The organism is Streptomyces sp. NPDC048461, from assembly GCF_055587105.1.
The window spans coordinates 147,811-165,503 of record NZ_JBVJGW010000006.1 but is presented as its reverse complement, the minus strand read 5'-3'; the positions used below and the strand labels follow the sequence as shown (position 1 = coordinate 165,503).

The 17,693-nt window shown below is 71.6% G+C and carries 19 protein-coding genes; 2 read left to right on the top strand and 17 right to left on the bottom strand.

Going from position 1 to position 17,693, the window contains the following annotated elements; all coding sequences use genetic code 11:
• Nucleotides 1-15 precede the first annotated feature (15 nt).
• Nucleotides 16-1,002, top strand: coding sequence for a pseudouridine synthase (locus ACZ6S8_RS13155; protein WP_469455126.1), 987 nt, complete (start codon nt 16-18; stop codon nt 1,000-1,002).
• Here the strand turns inward: ACZ6S8_RS13155 and ACZ6S8_RS13150 are convergent.
• From ACZ6S8_RS13150 to ACZ6S8_RS13090, 13 genes are all read right to left on the bottom strand, one after another.
• On the bottom strand, nt 999-1,664 hold the full coding sequence (locus ACZ6S8_RS13150) for a TetR/AcrR family transcriptional regulator (protein WP_469455124.1): 666 nt from the start codon (nt 1,662-1,664) through the stop codon (nt 999-1,001). The two genes, ACZ6S8_RS13155 and ACZ6S8_RS13150, sit on opposite strands and share 4 nt — an antisense overlap.
• 90 nt (nt 1,665-1,754) lie before the next feature.
• Entirely contained in the window at nt 1,755-4,595 is a 2,841-nt protein-coding gene (locus tag ACZ6S8_RS13145; RefSeq protein WP_469455122.1) for a DEAD/DEAH box helicase, read from the bottom strand.
• A gap of 127 nt (nt 4,596-4,722) precedes the next feature.
• Nucleotides 4,723-5,610 carry a diacylglycerol kinase gene (locus ACZ6S8_RS13140; protein ID WP_469455121.1) on the bottom strand — a complete coding sequence of 296 codons (888 nt, stop codon included), beginning with the start codon at nt 5,608-5,610 and terminating at the stop codon, nt 4,723-4,725.
• 17 nt (nt 5,611-5,627) lie between these two features.
• A complete protein-coding gene (tatC, locus tag ACZ6S8_RS13135; RefSeq protein WP_469455119.1) occupies nt 5,628-6,584 on the bottom strand; it encodes a twin-arginine translocase subunit TatC in 957 nt (318 codons plus the stop codon).
• A 47-nt stretch (nt 6,585-6,631) separates the two neighbouring features.
• Complete coding sequence (tatA, locus tag ACZ6S8_RS13130) at nt 6,632-6,931, bottom strand: Sec-independent protein translocase subunit TatA (protein WP_469455117.1); 300 nt, start codon at nt 6,929-6,931, stop codon at nt 6,632-6,634.
• Between the two features lie 167 nt (nt 6,932-7,098).
• Nucleotides 7,099-7,299: a hypothetical protein gene (locus ACZ6S8_RS13125; protein WP_469455116.1), complete on the bottom strand. Its 201-nt coding sequence runs from the start codon at nt 7,297-7,299 to the stop codon at nt 7,099-7,101.
• Nucleotides 7,300-7,326: 27 nt separating this feature from the next.
• Nucleotides 7,327-7,554: a CpXC domain-containing protein gene (locus ACZ6S8_RS13120; RefSeq protein WP_383927519.1), complete on the bottom strand. Its 228-nt coding sequence runs from the start codon at nt 7,552-7,554 to the stop codon at nt 7,327-7,329.
• 15 nt (nt 7,555-7,569) lie between these two features.
• Entirely contained in the window at nt 7,570-8,538 is a 969-nt protein-coding gene (locus ACZ6S8_RS13115; protein ID WP_469455115.1) for a helix-turn-helix transcriptional regulator, read from the bottom strand.
• Between the two features lie 91 nt (nt 8,539-8,629).
• Nucleotides 8,630-9,586 carry a helix-turn-helix transcriptional regulator gene (locus ACZ6S8_RS13110; protein WP_469455114.1) on the bottom strand — a complete coding sequence of 319 codons (957 nt, stop codon included), beginning with the start codon at nt 9,584-9,586 and terminating at the stop codon, nt 8,630-8,632.
• 124 nt (nt 9,587-9,710) lie between these two features.
• Complete coding sequence (locus tag ACZ6S8_RS13105; protein WP_469455113.1) at nt 9,711-10,082, bottom strand: FKBP-type peptidyl-prolyl cis-trans isomerase; 372 nt, start codon at nt 10,080-10,082, stop codon at nt 9,711-9,713.
• Between the two features lie 69 nt (nt 10,083-10,151).
• Nucleotides 10,152-11,093: an FKBP-type peptidyl-prolyl cis-trans isomerase gene (locus ACZ6S8_RS13100; RefSeq protein WP_469455111.1), complete on the bottom strand. Its 942-nt coding sequence runs from the start codon at nt 11,091-11,093 to the stop codon at nt 10,152-10,154.
• A gap of 117 nt (nt 11,094-11,210) precedes the next feature.
• Entirely contained in the window at nt 11,211-12,572 is a 1,362-nt protein-coding gene (gene pafA, locus ACZ6S8_RS13095) for a Pup--protein ligase (protein WP_030768414.1), read from the bottom strand.
• Nucleotides 12,573-12,676: 104 nt separating this feature from the next.
• The gene (locus ACZ6S8_RS13090) at nt 12,677-13,939 is read right to left on the bottom strand and encodes an MFS transporter (protein WP_469455110.1); all 1,263 of its coding nucleotides are present in this window, start codon (nt 13,937-13,939) and stop codon (nt 12,677-12,679) included.
• Nucleotides 13,940-14,086: 147 nt separating this feature from the next.
• Here ACZ6S8_RS13090 and ACZ6S8_RS13085 point away from each other — a divergent pair, with 147 nt between their 5' ends.
• On the top strand, nt 14,087-15,094 hold the full coding sequence (locus ACZ6S8_RS13085; RefSeq protein ID WP_469455108.1) for a LacI family DNA-binding transcriptional regulator: 1,008 nt from the start codon (nt 14,087-14,089) through the stop codon (nt 15,092-15,094).
• 75 nt (nt 15,095-15,169) lie between these two features.
• Here ACZ6S8_RS13085 and prcA read toward each other — a convergent pair whose 3' ends face one another.
• The 4 genes from prcA to ACZ6S8_RS13065 form a co-directional block, all read right to left on the bottom strand.
• Nucleotides 15,170-15,934 (bottom strand): proteasome subunit alpha, encoded by a 765-nt coding sequence (gene prcA, locus ACZ6S8_RS13080; protein WP_469455106.1) that lies wholly within the window; start codon nt 15,932-15,934, stop codon nt 15,170-15,172.
• A gap of 46 nt (nt 15,935-15,980) precedes the next feature.
• The gene (gene prcB, locus ACZ6S8_RS13075) at nt 15,981-16,820 is read right to left on the bottom strand and encodes a proteasome subunit beta (RefSeq protein WP_469455105.1); all 840 of its coding nucleotides are present in this window, start codon (nt 16,818-16,820) and stop codon (nt 15,981-15,983) included.
• Nucleotides 16,801-17,004 carry an endonuclease VII domain-containing protein gene (locus tag ACZ6S8_RS13070; RefSeq protein ID WP_469455464.1) on the bottom strand — a complete coding sequence of 68 codons (204 nt, stop codon included), beginning with the start codon at nt 17,002-17,004 and terminating at the stop codon, nt 16,801-16,803. The genes prcB and ACZ6S8_RS13070 overlap by 20 nt, the downstream gene beginning before the upstream one ends.
• A 377-nt stretch (nt 17,005-17,381) precedes the next feature.
• Complete coding sequence (locus ACZ6S8_RS13065) at nt 17,382-17,594, bottom strand: ubiquitin-like protein Pup (protein ID WP_351276126.1); 213 nt, start codon at nt 17,592-17,594, stop codon at nt 17,382-17,384.
• Nucleotides 17,595-17,693 lie beyond the last annotated feature (99 nt).

Genomic DNA, 17,693 nt, shown 5'->3' with positions numbered 1-17,693 from the left:
CATAGCCTGTCCCCGATGACCCGCAGACCCCAGGCACCTCCCTCGCCCCTCCCGCAGCGCGCCGGCATCGACCCGGTCCGGCTGCGCCTGCCGCCCGACCCGGACGGGACGTGGCCCGACCTCGGCGGGTACCTCCGTGCCCGGTACGCGGCCGGCGCCGGCGCCGAGGCCGTGGTCCGGCTGCTGGCCACCGGCGGCATCGTCGACCGCGACGGCCGGGCGTGCCGCGCCGGGGACCCCTACGAGCCGGGCGCCCACCTGTGGTTCCACCGCGACCTCCCCGACGAGCCGGTGGTGCCCTTCGCGATCCGCGTCCTGCACCGCGACCCGCACCTGCTCGTCGTGGACAAGCCGCACTTCCTGGCCACCACCCCGCGCGGCAGCCACGTCACCCAGAGCGCCCTCGCCCGGCTCCGCCGGGAGCTGGACCTGCCCGGACTGAGCCCGGCCCACCGGCTGGACCGGCTGACCGCGGGGCTGGTGATGTTCAGCGTCCGGCCCGCCGACCGCGGCGCGTACCAGCTCCTCTTCCAGAACCGCCGGGTGCACAAGGAGTACGAGGCCCTCGCGCCCCACGATCCCTCGGTGGAGCTCCCTCGCACCGTCCGCAGCCGGATCGAGAAGACCCGCGGGGTCATCGCGGCGGTCGAGGTCCCGGACGGCGTGCCCAACGCCGAAACCCTCGTCGAGCTGACCGGGACCTCGGGCGCCCTCGGCCGCTACCGGCTGACCCCGCACACCGGCCGGACCCACCAGCTGCGCGTGCACATGAACCGCCTGGGCCTGCCGATCCTCGGGGATCCGGTGTACCCGCGGGTCACCGACCCCGCGCCGGACGACTACCGGCGCCCCCTGCAACTCCTGGCCCGGGTACTGGCGTTCACCGACCCGGTCACGGGCACCGCGCACCGCTTCGAGAGCACCCGCACCCTGCGCGCCTGGGAGGACCTCCCGTCCTGGGAGTCCGCAGCCGCCGAGCCGCGACCGGAGGAGACGGCCTAAGCCGTCCGCGCCGCCGACCCGACGCCCGCGATCCGCAGCGCCGCGTCGGCGGTGGCCTCGGCGAAGACGGCGACCGGCCGCGCGGGAGCGGCCCGGTGGATCAGCATGACGCCCTCGATCAGGCCGAAGACCAGGTCGTTGCGGAGCGCGAGCCCCGCCCGGTCCCCGGCCAGCTCGGCCCCCGCGCAGGTGCCGCCGAGCAACTCCCGGTATGCGTCGCGCAGTTCGCCGCGCATCCGGTGGAACCGGGCCAGCCGCACCCCGCCCACCTCGGGCAGCAGGTAGAGCGCGCCGAGGTTGTACGGTCCCCCGCAGAGCAACAGGACCTCGGAGCGGCACAGCTCCCACAGCCGCCGCGCGGCGGGCCGGCCGGTGTCGGCGAGCAGGCGGCGGGCCAGGGCCAGCGAGGGCGCGACCGTGGATTCGAGGAGTTCGGCGAGGAGGTCCTCCTTGCCGGCGAAGTAGTGGTACATCGTGGCCTGGCGCATCCCGGCCCGTTCCGCGACTGCCCGCGTGGTGGTGGCCGCGTACCCCCGGGCCGTGAACAGTTCGGCCGCCGCGCAGAGGAGTTCCTCGCGCGGCGGCCGGCCGCTCTGCGGCCTCAGCCGGTCGGCGCGCGGCCGACCGACCCGTCTCGGACCTTCGTCTGCTCCCGCACTCATGCGCCGATCGTCGCACAGCGCACGCCGATTCGATCATGGCAAGAGATCAGATCGGGCCAGTCCCCCTCTCGGAGGAAGCCCCAAAAGCGCCTAGCCGACCGAGCTGTAGGCCACTACACCCCGCAGGAGGCCTTCCACGGCCTTGCGGGCGTTGCGCGCCACCGTGCTCCCGCTGTCGCCGGACGCCGAGGGCGCCGCCGCGGCCACCTGGCCGAGCACGTCGATGACCTGCTTGCACCAGCGCACGAAGTCACCGGCCGGCATCTCCGCCTCGCGCAGCACCTCGTCCAGGCTCTTGTCGGAGGCCCACTGGTAGGCCGCCCACGCGAAGCCGAGGTCCGGCTCGCGCTGGCCCACGCCCTCCGTCTGGCTGATGCCGTGCTCCTCCTCCAGCGCGTCGAGCCGGCCCCAGATGCGGATCATCTCGCCCAGCGCCGCCTTCGCCGCGCCCCCGGGCACCTTCGGCGCGACCGCGTCGTCGGACTGCCGGGCCTCGAAGACCAGCGCGGAGACGCAGGCGGCCAGTTCGGCCGGGCTCAGGCCCTCCCAGACCTTCTCGCGCAGGCATTCGGACGCCAGCAGGTCGAGCTCCCCGTACAGCCGGGCGAGCCGCTTGCCGTGCGCGGTGACCTCGTCCTCGCGCAGGTAGTCCAGATCGGTGAGCAGCGCGTGGATGCGGTCGAAGGTGCGGGCGATGGTGTTCGTCCGGCCCTCGATGCGCTGCTCCAGCTGCCGGGTGTCGCGCTGGAGCCGGTGGTAGCGCTCCGCCCAGCGGGCGTGGTCCTCGCGCTCGTCGCACCCGTGGCAGGGGTGCGCCCGCAGCGCCGCGCGCAGCCGCGCGATCTCGCGGTCGTCGGCCGCCGCGGCCCGCCCGCGGGGCGCCCGCCCGGGCCTGAAGTCGCCGGCCTTGGTCCGCAGTTGCGAGGCCAGGTCCCGACGGGACTGCGGGGAACGGGCGTTGAAGGTCTTGGGGATCCGCATCCGGTCGAGGGGCTCCACCGGTACCGGGAAGTCGATCGCGGCGAGCCGCTTGACCTGCCGCTCGGAGGTGAGCACCAGCGGCCGCGGCCCCTCGGTGTACTCGTGTCCGCGGTGCCCGTTGACCCGCCCGGCCGGCACGCCCGGGTCCAGGACGAGCGCCAGCCCGGCGAACTTGCCGCTCGGCACGTGGATGATGTCGCCCGGCTTGAGCTTCTCCAGCGAACTGGCCGCCTGCGCCCGCCGCTGGGCCGCGCCCTGCTTGGCCAGGTCGGTCTCGCGGTCCTTGAGGTCGCGGCGCAGCCGCGCGTACTCCTCGAAGTCCCCCAGGTGGCAGGTCATGCCCTCCTGGTAGCCCTCCAGGCCCTCCTCGTTGCGCTGCACCTGCCGGGAGATCCCGACGACCGAGCGGTCGGCCTGGAACTGCGCGAAGGAGGTCTCCAGCAGTTCGCGCGAGCGGTGCCGCCCGAACTGGCTGACGAGGTTCACGGCCATGTTGTACGAGGGCTTGAAGCTGGAGCGCAGCGGATACGTACGGGTGCCCGCGAGTCCGGCGAGGCCCACCGGGTCCATGCCGCGCTGCCAGAGCACGACGGCGTGGCCCTCGACGTCGATCCCGCGGCGGCCGGCCCGGCCGGTCAGCTGCGTGTACTCGCCGGGGGTGATGTCGGCGTGCTGCTCGCCGTTCCACTTGACCAGCTTCTCCAGGATCACCGTGCGCGCGGGCATGTTGATGCCCAGCGCCAGGGTCTCGGTGGCGAAGACGGCCTTGACCAGGCCGCGGACGAACAGCTCCTCCACGACCTCCTTGAAGGTGGGCAGCATGCCCGCGTGGTGCGAGGCGATGCCCCGCTCCAGGCCTTCCAGCCACTCGTAGTACCCCAGGACGTGCAGGTCCTCGGTGGGGATGGAGGAGGTGCGCGCCTCGACGATCTCGCGGACCTTGAGGCGAGCGGAGTCGTCGTTGAGCCGCAGGCCCGCGTACAGGCACTGCTGGACGGCGGCCTGGCAGCCGGCCCGGCTGAAGATGAAGTTGATGGCGGGCAGCAGCCCGTCGTTGTCGAGGCGGGCGATGACCTCCGGCCGCGACGGGGTCCAGATCCGGCCGCGCGAGCGCCGCTCGCGCTCCCGGTCGGCCTCGCGGACCATCTTCCCGCGCCGCCGGTCCTTGGGGCTGTACGAGCGGCTGTTCTCCTCGCGCGCCATGCGCAGCAGGTCGGGGTTGACCTCCCGGCGCGCGGAGCCGCGGCCGCCGTGGTCGGACTCCTCCTCGAACAGGTCGAAGATGCGGCGCCCGGCCATGACGTGCTGCCAGAGCGGTACGGGCCGCTCCTCGGAGACGATGACCTCGGTGTCGCCGCGCACGGTGTCCAGCCAGTCGCCGAACTCCTCGGCGTTGGACACCGTGGCCGACAGGGAGACCAGGGTCACCGACTCGGGGAGGTGGATGATCACCTCTTCCCAGACGGCCCCGCGGAACCGGTCGGAGAGGTAGTGCACCTCGTCCATCACGACGTAGCCGAGGCCACGCAGCGCCTGTGAGCCCGCGTACAGCATGTTGCGGAGGACCTCGGTGGTCATCACGACCACCGGCGCGTCGGCGTTGACGCTGTTGTCGCCGGTCAGCAGGCCCACCTTGTCGGCGCCGTAGCGCTTGACGAGGTCGGCGAACTTCTGGTTCGACAGTGCCTTGATCGGCGTCGTGTAGAAGCACTTGCGGCCCTGCTGGAGGGCCAGGTGCACGGCGAACTCGCCGACGATCGTCTTCCCCGAGCCGGTCGGGGCGGCCACCAGGACGCCCTTGCCGGCCTCCAGGGCCTTGCACGCCTCGATCTGGAACGGGTCCAGCTCGAACGCGTACATCTCGCGGAAGGGGTGCAGCGCGGTGGCCTCTTCGGCGGCGCGGCGCCGGAACGCGGCGTACCGGTCGGCGGGTGAGAGTTCTTCGGTCATCTTGGGATCGAGCCTACCCGCCACCCCTGACAACAGTCGCGATCATTTAAGCGGAGCACGACGGGGTTCCCGAGGGGGCTCCCGGCGGGGTTCCCGAGGGGGCTCGCGGCAGGGCCCGCGGCGGCCGCTACACGAGGAGCCGCAGGGCCCCCGGCACGCACCGCGCGGTCACCGGCAGCGGCCCCAGCGGCTCGCCGTCCGCGTACGCGGTGATCCCCGCCGCCTCCAGGGTCACCTGGGCCGCGCGGTGCACGGTCACCTTCGGGTGGGCGAGGTGGGTGCCCCGGTAGACCTGCGGGAACACCTTCAGCAGCGTGGCCCGGCCGCAGTCGCCGACGACCGTCACGTCGAAGAGCCCGTCGTCGGGTACGGCGTCCGCGCAGATCCGCATCCCGCCCCCGTAGGAGGTTCCGTTGCCGACGGCGACCAGCGTGGCCTCGGTCTCGATGACCGGGCCGTCGTCCAGGGTGATCCGGTAGGGGAAGGGCCGGAAGCGGGCCAGTTCCGCGACCATCGCCAGGTCGTACGTGAAGCGGCCCGCCGGAAGCCGCATCCGGTTGCCCCGGTCGTTGACCCGCGAGTCGAAGCCGGAGCACAGCGCCGTCCCGTACCAGGTGCCGGCGGCGAGTCCCAGGTCGATCTCGCGGATCCGGCCCTCCTTGAGGGCCTCGGCGGCGAGCCGGCCCGCCTGCGCGGGCGACCGTACGGGCAGCCCCATCGAGCGCGCGAAGTCGTTTCCGGTGCCCACCGCGACCACGCCGAGCGGCACCCGCGTCCGTGCCAGGGCCTGGAGCGCCAGGGAGACCATGCCGTCGCCGCCGACCGCGACCACCGCGCCCGTGCCGGCGGCGACGGCGGCCCGCAGCCGGGCCAGCGCGTCCGGTCCGTCGGCACCCAGGACGGTCCGCACGCGGAAGCCGGCCTCCCGCAACGCGGAAGCGGCCGGCTGCGCGGCGTGCGCGCCCCGGCCGCGTCCGGCGGTGGGATTGACGAAGAGGGTGATCTCAGAGCTCACGCTCCGGAATGTACCTGTCAGGTCGCGTCGTCGTACCCGTTGATCCGCTGGCGTCCGCCGTCGGCCTGGCCGGGCAGGGCCGCGGGGGCCGGGGCCGGTTCGATCCGCCCGACGGGCTCGGGGGTGAGGTCGAGCCGGGAGGCCTCGTCATCGCTCAGTTCCGCGTCGGGGTTGCTCCGCCGGCGGCGGCGGTCGTTGACCAGGCAGATGCCGAGCGCGAGGAAGTAGAGGGCCACGATGGGGACGGCGAGGGACAGCATCGTGAGCGGGTCGCCGGTGGGCGTGGCGAACGCGGCGAACACCGTGATCCCGAGGACCATGGCCCGCCACCAGCTCGCCAGCCGCTTCGCGGTGAGCACTCCGGTGATGTTCAGCAGGATCAGCAGCAGCGGCAGCTCGAAGGCCAGGCCGAAGACGACGACCATGCGCGTGACCAGGTCGAGGTAGTCGTCGACCGGCAGCAGGTTGCGCGCGTTGTCGGGGGTGAATTCCAGCAGGACCGTCGCGGTCTGCGGGAGGACCTTGTACGCGAGCACCGCGCCGGCGCCGAACAGCGGCGCGCCGACCGCGACGAAGCTCATCGCGTACTTCTTCTCGTGGCTGTGCAGGCCGGGGGCGGTGAACGCCCACAGCTGGTAGAGCCACACCGGCGCGGACAGCACCACACCGGCGGTGAGGGAGACCTTCAGGGCGATCGAGAACGGCGCGATGAGGCCGTTCACCGTCATGTCGGCGCAGGGGCGGCCGTTGCGCTGCGAGACCACCCCGCCGGTGCAGCCGACGGAATCCAGCATCGGCTTCAGCATGAAGTCGATGAGTTCCTTGTAGAAGAAGGCCGACACGATGGTGATCAGGAGGATCGCCAGGACCGACTTCAGCAGACGGTTTCTCAGCTCACGCAGGTGCTCGACAAGAGGCATCCGCCCTTCGGCGTCCTTGTCCGCTTTCCCCTGCTTGCGGGCAGACTTGAGCAACCCACGTCCCTTGGCTCGTTGCAGTTGGCTGGCGTGTGCGGCTTGGGTCAGCCCTGGGTGGTGCGGTTCGGCTCGCTGACGGGCCGCGAGCTGGTCACGTCACCGGGCGCGGCCTGGATGGTGCGGGGCACGACCGGCTGCTGCGGGGCGGCGTCCGCGACGGTGGGGGCGGGGGCGGCCGCGTCGTCGGCCTCGCCCTCCTTCTTCATGGCCTTGGCCTCGCTCTTGAGGATGCGGGCCGACTTGCCGAGGGAGCGGGCCATGTCCGGGAGCTTCTTCGCACCGAACAGGAGGATGATGACCCCGAGAATGACGAAGATTTCCCAACCCCTGAGGTTGCCGAACATAGGTTCTTCCTTTTCTCCGAGGTTCACAGCACACCCGACGGGCGCCTAGGACTGTCTCTACCGAGGATCGTAACCCCAGGGGGTTAACGCCCGGCAATCCCCCGGCGACGTCGCGCTCACCCCGGACGCCCTTCTTCACGCCCCGTTCACACGGTTTCGTCCCGGTTCTACGGGCGTACGGTGCGTCCCGCGCGGGCCAGGTCGGCCGCCGCCCGCTCCAGGTCCCCCGAGGCGTCGGAGATCCGCCGGCTCGCCCGCGCGACCTGGCCGGACAGCCTGCGCACCTCCAGGTGGACCCGCAGCGCCAGGACGGCGAGGACGGCGACCCCGAGGAAGCCCAGGGCAATTGCGATCATCGGCCACAGCATGGGGACGAGCCTAGGGCACCGGGCGCGTCAGACGCTGCGCAGGGTGCTCACGCCGCCCCCGGTCAGCAGCTCCACGATGCGCTCACCGGCCGGTTTGCGGACGGCGGCGCCGCACTCGGGACAGGTGAACGAGTAGAACGTGGTCCGCCGGCTGACGCCGATCGCCAGGCGCAGGGCGCCCGCGTCCAGCTCGAACCGGGACCGGCAATCGGGACAGGCCGCCTTGAAGGCGACGGGCCCGGACGTGCGCGACATCGACCGACGCTCCCCTCAGACCTGTTCCCCGTACCCCGCGAGCGCTTCTCGAGCGGCGCTCCGCGCGCTCTCCGCCAGCTCTGCGGGAACGACGATCCGGCCCTCGCGGCCCAGCCGCAGCGCGAGCCGGCGCAGCGACCCCGGATCCGGGCTGCGCAGGGTGATCCGCAGGCCGCCGTCGGGCAGCTCCTCGGCACTGTCGTGCGGGTAGTACTCGGCGACCCAGCGGCCGCCGGGACCGACCTCGACCACGACCTCCGGGTCCTCGGCGGCCGGCTGCACGAGCCCCTCGGACAGGTCGCGCGGCTCGATCGCGGGCGGGTCGGCGCGCTCGTCCAGGATCCGGATCTCCGCGACCCGGTCGAGGCGGAAGGTGCGCCGGGCCTCCGAGAGGTGGCACCAGCCCTCCATGTACGTGTGCCCCACCGCGAAGAGCCGGATCGGGTCGACCTTGCGCTCGGTCAGCTCGTCGCGCGCGGGCGAGTAGTACCGCAGCCACACCCGTCGGCGCTCCGCGATGGCCCGGTCGACGTCGGCGAAGACCCCGCCCTCGGACTCGAAGGTCACCGACAGCCGCGAACTGGCCCCCGCGACCTCCCCCGCGGCCGCCTCCAGCTTGGCGGTGGCCCGCAGCAGGGCGTCCCGGTCGCTCTCGCGCAGGCCCGGCAGGGTGGCCACCGCGCGGGCGGCGACCAGCAGCGCGGTCGCCTCGTCGGCCGCCAGGCGCAGCGGCTCGGCCGTGGACTCCCCCGAGGCGTCGGGGTTGCGCCACCAGATGCGCTCCCCGTCGGTGTCGATGTCGAGCAGGTCGCCGCCGCGGAAGCTGGTCCCGCACATGGGCAGCACGTCGAGGTCCGAGATCAGCTCGTCCTCGGTGATCCCGAAGGCGCGCGCGACGTCGGCGACGTGCGCCCCGGGGCGCTCGCGCAGGTAGGTCACCAGGGACAGCATCCGGCGGGTCTGGTCGATGGCGTTGGCAGCCATGCTGGTACGTCTCCCCCTCAGGGCGTGCTTGCGGATGGCGCGGTTGCGCGGAGTGCGGCGCCGGACCCTCGGGTCCGGCCCGGCGGGCCGGTCAGCCCTTGGCCACGGCGCGGAGCCGGTCCACCACGTCGGCCCGGAGATCGGCGGGCTCCACGACCACCACGTCGGGCCCGAACTCCACCAGCCAGGCGTCGAGGCCGTGCCCGTACGGGATCTCCAGCTCGTCCCAGCCCGCGGCGCCCTCGCGCACGGCGGTGGCCTTGGCCCGCAGCGGGTACCCCGCCCCGGCGCGCAGCCGGATCAGCGCGGACCGCTCCGCCCCCTCCCCGGCCCAGCTCGCCACGGTCTCCCGCACGGTCACCACGTCGGGCACCTCGGCGGTGTACTTCGCCGCCCGGGAACGGACCTTCCCGGTGATCCGGGAGAGCCGGAACACCCGCTCCGCCCCGCGGTCGCGGTCGTAGCCCGCCAGGTACCAGTGCCCCCGCCAGCACTCCAGCGCCCAGGGCTCGACCTGCCGGGCCTCGGGCCGCGCCGCGTTGGACTTGCGGTAGTCGAAGGACACCGGCCGACGGTCCCGGCAGGCCAGCATCAGCGGCTCGAAGGCCGCCTCGTGGACCGGGATGCGCGGCTCGATGGCACTGTGCTGGCCCTCGTAAGGGTCCCCCGCCTCCGGCATCCCGCCGGCGCGCAGCTTCTGCAGGGCGCCGCTGGCGGCACCCGCCAGGCGCGCCTGCTGCCAGACCTTCGCGGCGAGACCCAGGGCGGCGGCCTCCTCGGCGTCCAGGCAGACAGGCGGTAGCCGGTTGCTGTCCCGGCGGGCCAGGTAGCCGGTGTCGCCGTCCAGGTTCTCCACGGTCTCGATGACCAGGCCGAGTTCCCGGAGGTCGTCCTTGTCCCGCTCGAACATGCGGTTGAAGGACTCGTCGTTGCCGGCCTCCATGTAGGCCTCGATGGAACCGCGCAGCTCGCGCTTGCTGAGGGGTCGACGGGTCCCCAGCAGGCACAGCGCCAGATTCATCAGCCTCTCGGCCTTGGCAATCGCCATCGACGCCGTTCCCCCGCCTCTCGACACACCCTCGTGACCGTTGACCGTACCGCCCCGGCGCGCCCGGACAAAAGCGAGGGCCCCCGCCGACCGGCGGGGGCCCCACTGCTTCACTGCGGGCGGATCAGGCGCCCATCAGGTCGCAGACGAAGATCAGCGTCTCGCCCGGCTTGATGGCACCGCCCGCGCCGCGGTCGCCGTACGCGAGGTGCGCCGGGATCGTCAGCTTGCGGCGGCCGCCGACCTTCATGCCCTGGACGCCCTGGTCCCATCCGGAGATGACCTGGCCGACACCGAGCTGGAACTGCAGCGGCGCGCCGCGGCCCCAGGACGCGTCGAACTCCTCACCGGTGGAGAAGGCCACGCCCACGTAGTGGACGGAGACCCTGGATCCGGCCTTGGCCTCGGCGCCGTCGCCCTCCCAGATGTCCTCGATGACGAGGTCGGTGGGGACGTCGCCCTCGGGGAAGTCGATCTCGGGCTTCTCGATGCTCACGGAACTGCTCCTCATAGCTGCGGACAGGGGCCCCGCCCGGCGGTGGCCGGGAGGACAACCGGAACAGTCTTACATCACCGCGAGGATGTCGAGGCTGAAGACCAGCGTCGAATTCGCCGGGATCGTCCCCTGCTCCTTGTCACCGAAGGCCATGTCCGGCGGGATGACCAGCAGGACGCGGCTGCCGACCTTCTTGCCGATGAGGCCTTCCTTCAGACCCTTGACCGACAGCTGCTCCATCGGCCAGGTGACCGTGGTGTCGTTGGCGTACGTGCTTTCGAAGGTCTTGTCGTCCTTCCACGTCTTGCCGTGGAACTTCACGACGACGCTGCCGGAGTCCTTCACCGCCTCGCCGTCACCCTCCAGGACGTAGTTCGACACCAGCTTCGCCGGCGGTGTCACGTCCTTCGGAACGGTCACGGCGACTTCCTTGCCGTCCGTGTTCGTACCGACCTTGGGCAGGTCCTTGTTCTCCTGGGCGACTTCCTTGCCCGTCGCCGAGACCGGGACGGTCGTGCCCTTGACGATGTCCACGACGAAGACCAGCGTCGCGTTCGGCTTGATCTTGTCGCCCGAACCCTGCTCGCCGTAGCCCAGCGCCGGCGGGATCACGAGCTCGACGCGGCTGCCGACCTTCTGGCCCTCCAGGCCCTGGTCCCAGCCCTTGATGACCATGCCCGCACCGATGGTGACGTCGAACGGCTTGCCCTTGCCGAAGCTGGCGTCGAACGGCTCCTTGCCGTCCCACACCTGGCCGAGGTAGTTCACCTGGGCGATGTCGCCCTTCTTCAGCGCCGGGCCCTTGCCCTCGCTGATGACCTCCACCTTCAGTTCCTTCGGCGGCTCGCCCTTGCCCTGCGACAGGGTGGGCTCCTCCCCGAACTTGGCGCCCTTCGTGATCGCGGGCACCCCGTTCTTCATCTGGCTGGAGTCGGAGCCGCTGTCATCACCACACGCCGCTGTCGACAGCAGCAGAAGGGGTACGACCAGCAGGCCGGCAAGTCGGCGCACGTGTTCCTCAGATCTCAGACGACAAGGCGGTCGCCGCCACTCTAAGCCGTGCGCAGGGCCCCGTACGAGACGCGTACGGGGCCCTGGGGAAGATCAGCGCGATGTCACACCGCGGTCCTACATACCGGCGATCAGCTTCTCCACCCGGTCGTCCACCGACCGGAACGGGTCCTTGCACAGCACCGTCCGCTGCGCCTGGTCATTGAGCTTCAGGTGCACCCAGTCGACCGTGAAGTCCCGCCGCTGCTCCTGCGCCCGGCGGATGAAGTCGCCGCGCAGCCGCGCCCTCGTCGTCTGCGGGGGCACCGACTTGCCCTCGAAGATCTTGAGGTCGTTGCAGATCCGCGCCGCCTGCCCCTTGCGCTCCAGCAGGTAGTACAGCCCGCGCCGGCGGTGGATGTCGTGGTAGGCGAGGTCTATCTGAGCCACCCGCGGGTTCGACATGGTCATGTTGTGCTTGGCCCGGTACCGCTCGATCAGCTGGTACTTCATGACCCAGTCGATCTCGGTCCCGATCCGGTCCAGGTCCTCGGCGTCGATCGCGTCGAGGGTCCGGCCCCACAGCTCCAGCACCTGGTCCACCACACCGGTGCGGATGCCCCGGCGCTCGGCGAAGTCCACGGCCTTGTCGTAGTACTCGCGCTGGATCTCCAGCGCCGAGGCCTCCCGGCCGCTCGCCAGGCGCACCTTGCGCTGGCCCGTGATGTCGTGGCTGACCTCGCGGATGGCCCGGATCGGGTTCTCCAGGGTCAGGTCCCGCATCACCGTGCCCGCCTCGATCATGCGCAGCACCAGGTCGGTCGCGCCGACCTTGAGCAGCATGGTCGTCTCGGACATGTTCGAGTCCCCGACGATCACGTGCAGCCGGCGGTACCGCTCGGCGTCCGCGTGCGGCTCGTCCCGGGTGTTGATGATCGGCCGGGAACGGGTCGTCGCGGAGCTCACGCCCTCCCAGATGTGCTCGGCCCGCTGGCTCACGCAGTACACCGCACCCCGCGGCGTCTGCAGCACCTTGCCCGCACCGCAGATCAGCTGCCGCGTGACCAGGAACGGAATGAGGATGTCCGCCAGGCGGGAGAATTCCCCGTGCCGGGCCACCAGGTAGTTCTCGTGGCAACCGTACGAATTGCCCGCCGAGTCGGTGTTGTTCTTGAAGAGATAGACGTCGCCCGCGATTCCCTCCTCGTGCAGGCGGCGCTCGGCATCGACGAGCAGTCCTTCGAGAATGCGCTCGCCGGCCTTGTCGTGGGTGACCAGTTCGGTCAGGTTGTCGCATTCCGGTGTTGCATATTCCGGATGCGACCCCACGTCGAGGTACAGGCGGGCGCCGTTCCGCAGGAAGACATTGCTGCTGCGGCCCCATGACACAACACGGCGGAAGAGGTAGCGCGCCACTTCGTCAGGAGACAGTCGGCGCTGTCCCCTGAACGTGCACGTGACGCCGTACTCGTTCTCCAGCCCGAAAATGCGGCGGTCCATGACTGAACATTACGCCTCTGGCCCTGTTCTGAAACCGAGTTCGAGAGCGCCGTTTCGATCATTTTCCGATGAGACCCCCGCCGGACCCCCCGCCCGCCCGCCGTTCAGCCCCCCGAGGACACCTCGGAGACCGCCCCGGACGGCGCCCCTGACGACCCCTCCGGCGCATCCGCCACCGCCCGGCCCGGACCCGGAGTTGCCAGCGCCCGCTGAGTGACCGTCAGCACCAGCAGTGCCGCCGCACCCGCCACGCCCGCCACACCGAAGCCCGTCGCCGTACCACCCAGCTCCACGGCCGGCCCCGCGGCGCCCGTACCGATCGCCGCACCCACCCCGAAGAACGTCACCAGCCACGAGAACGCCTCCGTCACCGTGCCCACCGGAGCGTGCCGGTCCACCACGATGAACGCACACGCCAGCGCCGGCGCCAGGAACACCCCCGCCAGCGCCGCCAGCGCCGACATCGCCACCGGCCCCGGAGTCAGCATCAGCGGCAGGTAGCAGACCGCCAGCAGCGCGATCAGCAGCCGCAGCCGCGTCTCCGGCGCACCCGGCCACTGCCGCGACCCGTAGAACACCCCGCCGACCAGCGCGCCCAGACCCAGCGCCGCCATCATCCACCCGTACACGGCCTGACCCCCGTGGCCGTCCGCGTACGCCACGCCCGCCACCGTGATGGAGCCCAGCGCGGTCCCCACGAAGAAGAACGCCCCCAGCAGCGCCAGCAGCCCCCGCGAGCGCAGCGCGCCCAGCCAGTGCGCCTCCCGCGGCTCCGAACGCCACGTGCGCGACGGCTCGCTCACCACCACCGAGAGCGCGCCCAGCACGCCCACCGCGTTCAGCACGAGCAGCGCCGCCCCCGGACTCCACAGCGCCACGCACAGCGTCACCAGCAGCGGGCCGACGGTGAACATGATCTCCTGCGCCACCGCGTCCATCGCATACGCGGCGTGCACCCGCTCCTCCTTGCCGCCCAGCACCCCCGGCCACAGCGCCCGCAGCCCGCCCTCCAGCGGCGGCGTGAGCAGTCCCGCCACCACCACCGCGGCGTACGCCACCGCCACCGACCCCGTTCCGGCCACCGTCAGCCACACCATGCCCAGCGCCGACACCACCGCCGCGGGCAGCTGGACCCGCGGCTGCCCGAAGAGGTCCACGGCCCGCCCCAGCAACGGCTGACCCACCGCGTTCGCCACGCCGTACGCCGCGGCCAGCGCGCCCGCCAGGCTGTAGGAGCCCCCCTCGGCGCGCGTGAACAACACGATCGCGATCGGCGCGACGGCGTTCGGCAGCCGCCCCACGAGCGTGCCCACCAGCAGCCTCGCGGCATGCCGGGTCCTGAGCAGCTCCGCGTATCCCGCGGCCATGTCCGCCCCTCTCCGCCCGGCCCCAGCCGGGGTAATACGTATAACTTGACGCGTCATACGTACCATGGCCGCAGTCCGCCGGTCCACCCCGCGCACCGCACCACCCCACCCCCACCCCCGCCCCACCAGCACTCCGGGAGACCCCCTGTGACGAGACCCACCAGCCGCGACGTGGCCGCCGCCGCCGGGGTCTCCCAGGCCACCGTCTCCCTGGTCCTCGGCGACAAATGGCGCGGCCGCGTCTCCGAACGCACCGCCGGCCTCGTCCGCGAAGCCGCCGCACACCTCGGCTACCGCCCCAACCTCGCCGCCCGCAACCTCCGCCTCGGCTCCACCCGCACCGCCCTCCTCGTCGTCCCCGCCCTCACCAACGAGTTCTTCGCCCGCGTCTACACCGGCGCCGCCCGCGTCGCCGCCGAACACGGCTTCGGCGTCGTCCTCTACCCCTCCCCCGACGGCACCGGCCCCGCCCGCGACCCCTTCGCCTCCGCCCGAGCCGCCCTTGACGGCGTCATCGCCTCCTCCATGGCCACCGACACCCTCACCGCCCTCGGCGGCGCCGGCGGCACCGGCCTCCCCCTCGTCATGCTCGACAGCGACCCCGCCGCCCCCGGAGCCGCCGCCCACGTCAACCTCGCCATGGCCGACGGCATGCGCCAGGTCACCGAACACCTCCTCGCCCTCGGCCACCGGCGCATCCTCCACCTCGCCTCCGCCGTCGACTCCTGGACCTTCGACATCCGCGCCGAAGCCCTCAGCGCCCTCCTGAGCCCCTCCGCCGAGCTGCGCACCGCACGGGCCCCCCTCACCGTGCACGGCGCCCGTACGGCCGTGGAGAGCGCCCTGACGGCCCCGGGCGGACGCCCCACCGCCGTCGTCTGCGACGACGACATCCTCGCCGCCGGCGCCTGCAAGGCCGCCCGCCGCCTCGGCCTGCGCGTCCCCGACGACCTCTCCGTCACCGGCTTCGACGACCTCGCCCTGGCCACCGCCGTCGAACCCGAGCTCACCACCGTCCACCTCCCCGCCGAACGCGTCGGCGAACACGGCATGGCCGCCCTCCTCGCCGTCCTCGACGGCACCCCGTGGACCGCCCCCGACCTCCCCGTCCACCTCGTCGTCCGCGGCTCCACCGGCCCCGCCCCGACCAGCTGACCCCGCACCGGCCCCGCACGCGCGAAAGCCCCGGCCCACCCCACGCGGGGCGGACCGGGGCTCCCCGGACCACTGCTACTCGGCGTCGTCCTCCGGCGCCTCGTCGTTCGACACGGCATCCGCCTGCGCGGCCGCCGGAACGTCCGCCTCCAGCAGCCGCGCCAGCTGCCGGCCCCGGATCCGCTTGAACTTGCGCTGCTGCGACCGCGTCCGGTCCAGCACCGCGACCTCCAGCCGCTCCACCGGAATCGCCTTGTCGGCACCGTTCGCCTGGCTGGACAGCGCCTGCACCGCCAGCTTCAACGCCTCGGCCAGGGTCATCCCGTCCTGGTGCCTCTGGTCCAGGAAGGTGCTGATCTGCTCGGCGTTCCCGCCGACCGCGACCGAGCCGTGCTCGTCCACGATCGACCCGTCGTGCGGCAGCCGGTAGATCTGGTCGCCCGCCGCGGTCGCCCCGACCTCGGCCACCACCAGCTCCACCTCGTACGGCTTCTCGCCGGCCGAGGAGAAGATGGTGCCGAGCGTCTGGGCGTAGACGTTCGCCAGCCCACGGGCCGTCACGTCGTCGCGGTCGTAGGTGTATCCACGCAGGTCCGCGTAGCGCACACCACCGATCCGCAGGTTCTCGTACTCGTTGTACTTGCCGGCGGCCGCGAAGCCGATCCGGTCGTAGATCTCGCTGAACTTGTGCAGCGCGCGAGAGGGGTTCTCGCCGACGAACACGATGCCGTCGGCGTACTGGAGCACGACGAGGCTGCGACCGCGGGCGATGCCCTTGCGGGCGTATTCCGCCCGGTCCGCCATGGCCTGCTGGGGTGACACATAGAACGGAGTCGACACCGGCTGTCCGTCCCTTTCTTCTGGGCTCCTACGGGGCGGCGGATGGTCAGAGCAGGGCGGCGCGCGGGCCGTCGGGCTGCTCCAGCCGACGGTTGGTGACCGTACGGGCCAGTTCCTGCGACTGGTCGTCGGTCAGCCTGCGGAACCCCTCGTCCGTGATCACGGTGACGATCGGGTAGATGTGGCGGTACAGGTCCGGCCCGCCGGTCGCCGAATCGTCGTCGGCGGCGTCGTAGAGCGCCTGGACGACCAGCGTGGTGGCCTGCTCCTCCGTCAGGTCGGGACGGTAGAGCTTCTTCATCGAACCGCGGGCGAAGATCGAGCCCGAACCGGTCGCGGCGTAGCCGTGCTCCTCGGAGCGGCCGCCGGTCACGTCGTAGGAGAAGATCCGGCCCTTCTCCTTGGCCTCGTCGTACCCCGCGAAGAGCGGCACGACGGCCAGCCCCTGCATCGCCATGCCCAGATTGCTCCGGATCATGGTGGACAGGCGGTTCGCCTTGCCCTCCAGCGAAAGGGTCGCCCCCTCCACCTTCTCGAAGTGCTCCAGCTCCAGCTGGAACAGCTTGACCATCTCCACGGCCAGGCCGGCGGTACCGGCGATGCCGACCGCGGAGTACTCGTCCGCCGGGAACACCTTCTCGATGTCCCGCTGGGCGATCATGTGCCCCATGGTCGCCCGCCGGTCACCGGCGAGCACGACCCCGCCGGGGAAGGTGGCGGCCACGATGGTCGTCCCGTGCGGCGCCTCGATCACACCGTCCGGCAGCCTGCGGTTGCCGGGCAGCATCTCGGGCGAGTGCGCGCCCAGGAAATCCATGAAGGAGGACGAGCCCGGCGTCAGGAAGGCAGCCGGTAGACGCCCAGTACTACGAGTGTTGGCTTCCACGCGTTCCCTCCAGATATTCGGCTGCCCGACGAATACGGTCGGGACTTTCCTTCAATAGGCCGAGGCCCACGTTGCAGTTGAAGCAAAGTACGCCACGGACCCTACCCGTCTTGTGGCAGTGATCCACATGTGCGGCAGGAGCCCGTTGGCAGAGACAGCAGAGCCCACCCTGAGCGGCGATCATCAGGTCACGTTCGGCCTCGGTGATGCCGTACTTGCGCTTCAGATGCCCAGCCCGGTCCACGGGCTTCCGACATTCCTTGCACCGCGTGGCAAGACCATCAGGTGCACTCGTCCGGCGGTGCCATTCACTGTGCGGCTTGACCTCTCCGCACGTCCGGCACAGCTTGTGCCCGTCGGGCACCTGAAACTTCTCGCGGACGATCTTGCCCTCAGCGGCCCGACGAGCCCGGTAGCGCTCTGCGCAGTACTCCGAGAGGCATCTGCGGCACCGCGTCTGGAGCCCGTCGGGGCGATTCCGATCCATCGCGAACGAGTCAGGCTCAAGCACCTCAAGACAGCGTCGGCACTGCCTCCCGCTCGGCGAATCGGACATTGCGCCTATTCGCCGCCTTTCTGCACAAATGAGCGCACGAAGTCCTCGGCGTTCTCTTCGAGTACATCGTCAATCTCGTCAAGTACGGAGTCGACGTCGTCGGAGAGCTTCTCCTGGCGCTCCTTGAGATCGGTGGTCTCCTCGACCGCCGCCTCCTCGACCTCCTCGGTCGAGCGCTGCGCCTTCTGCTGTCCGCCGCCGGTGTCCTTGGTCGCCATGTCTACCTCACCCCGCTCGGTTCGCACGCTCACGTCGAGGGACCCCGGGATTCGGGGCTCCCTCAAGATCAGACCTTACGTCGGACCCTACAAGGAGGG

What these genes read in the sequence shown, in the direction of transcription:
- ACZ6S8_RS13120 (WP_383927519.1), bottom strand. Translation starts at nt 7,554, where the DNA reads ATGTCGCGCACGTCCGGGCCCGTCGCCTTCAAGGCGGCCTGTCCCGAT.
- ACZ6S8_RS13125 (WP_469455116.1), bottom strand. Translation starts at nt 7,299, where the DNA reads ATGCTGTGGCCGATGATCGCAATTGCCCTGGGCTTCCTCGGGGTCGCC.
- ACZ6S8_RS13090 (WP_469455110.1), bottom strand. Translation starts at nt 13,939, where the DNA reads ATGGCCGCGGGATACGCGGAGCTGCTCAGGACCCGGCATGCCGCGAGG.
- ACZ6S8_RS13110 (WP_469455114.1), bottom strand. Translation starts at nt 9,586, where the DNA reads ATGGCGATTGCCAAGGCCGAGAGGCTGATGAATCTGGCGCTGTGCCTG.
- ACZ6S8_RS13065 (WP_351276126.1), bottom strand. Translation starts at nt 17,594, where the DNA reads ATGGCGACCAAGGACACCGGCGGCGGACAGCAGAAGGCGCAGCGCTCG.
- ACZ6S8_RS13070 (WP_469455464.1), bottom strand. Translation starts at nt 17,004, where the DNA reads ATGATCGCCGCTCAGGGTGGGCTCTGCTGTCTCTGCCAACGGGCTCCT.
- ACZ6S8_RS13145 (WP_469455122.1), bottom strand. Translation starts at nt 4,595, where the DNA reads ATGACCGAAGAACTCTCACCCGCCGACCGGTACGCCGCGTTCCGGCGC.
- ACZ6S8_RS13150 (WP_469455124.1), bottom strand. Translation starts at nt 1,664, where the DNA reads ATGAGTGCGGGAGCAGACGAAGGTCCGAGACGGGTCGGTCGGCCGCGC.
- tatA (WP_469455117.1), bottom strand. Translation starts at nt 6,931, where the DNA reads ATGTTCGGCAACCTCAGGGGTTGGGAAATCTTCGTCATTCTCGGGGTC.
- pafA (WP_030768414.1), bottom strand. Translation starts at nt 12,572, where the DNA reads ATGGACCGCCGCATTTTCGGGCTGGAGAACGAGTACGGCGTCACGTGC.
- ACZ6S8_RS13155 (WP_469455126.1), top strand. Translation starts at nt 16, where the DNA reads ATGACCCGCAGACCCCAGGCACCTCCCTCGCCCCTCCCGCAGCGCGCC.
- ACZ6S8_RS13115 (WP_469455115.1), bottom strand. Translation starts at nt 8,538, where the DNA reads ATGGCTGCCAACGCCATCGACCAGACCCGCCGGATGCTGTCCCTGGTG.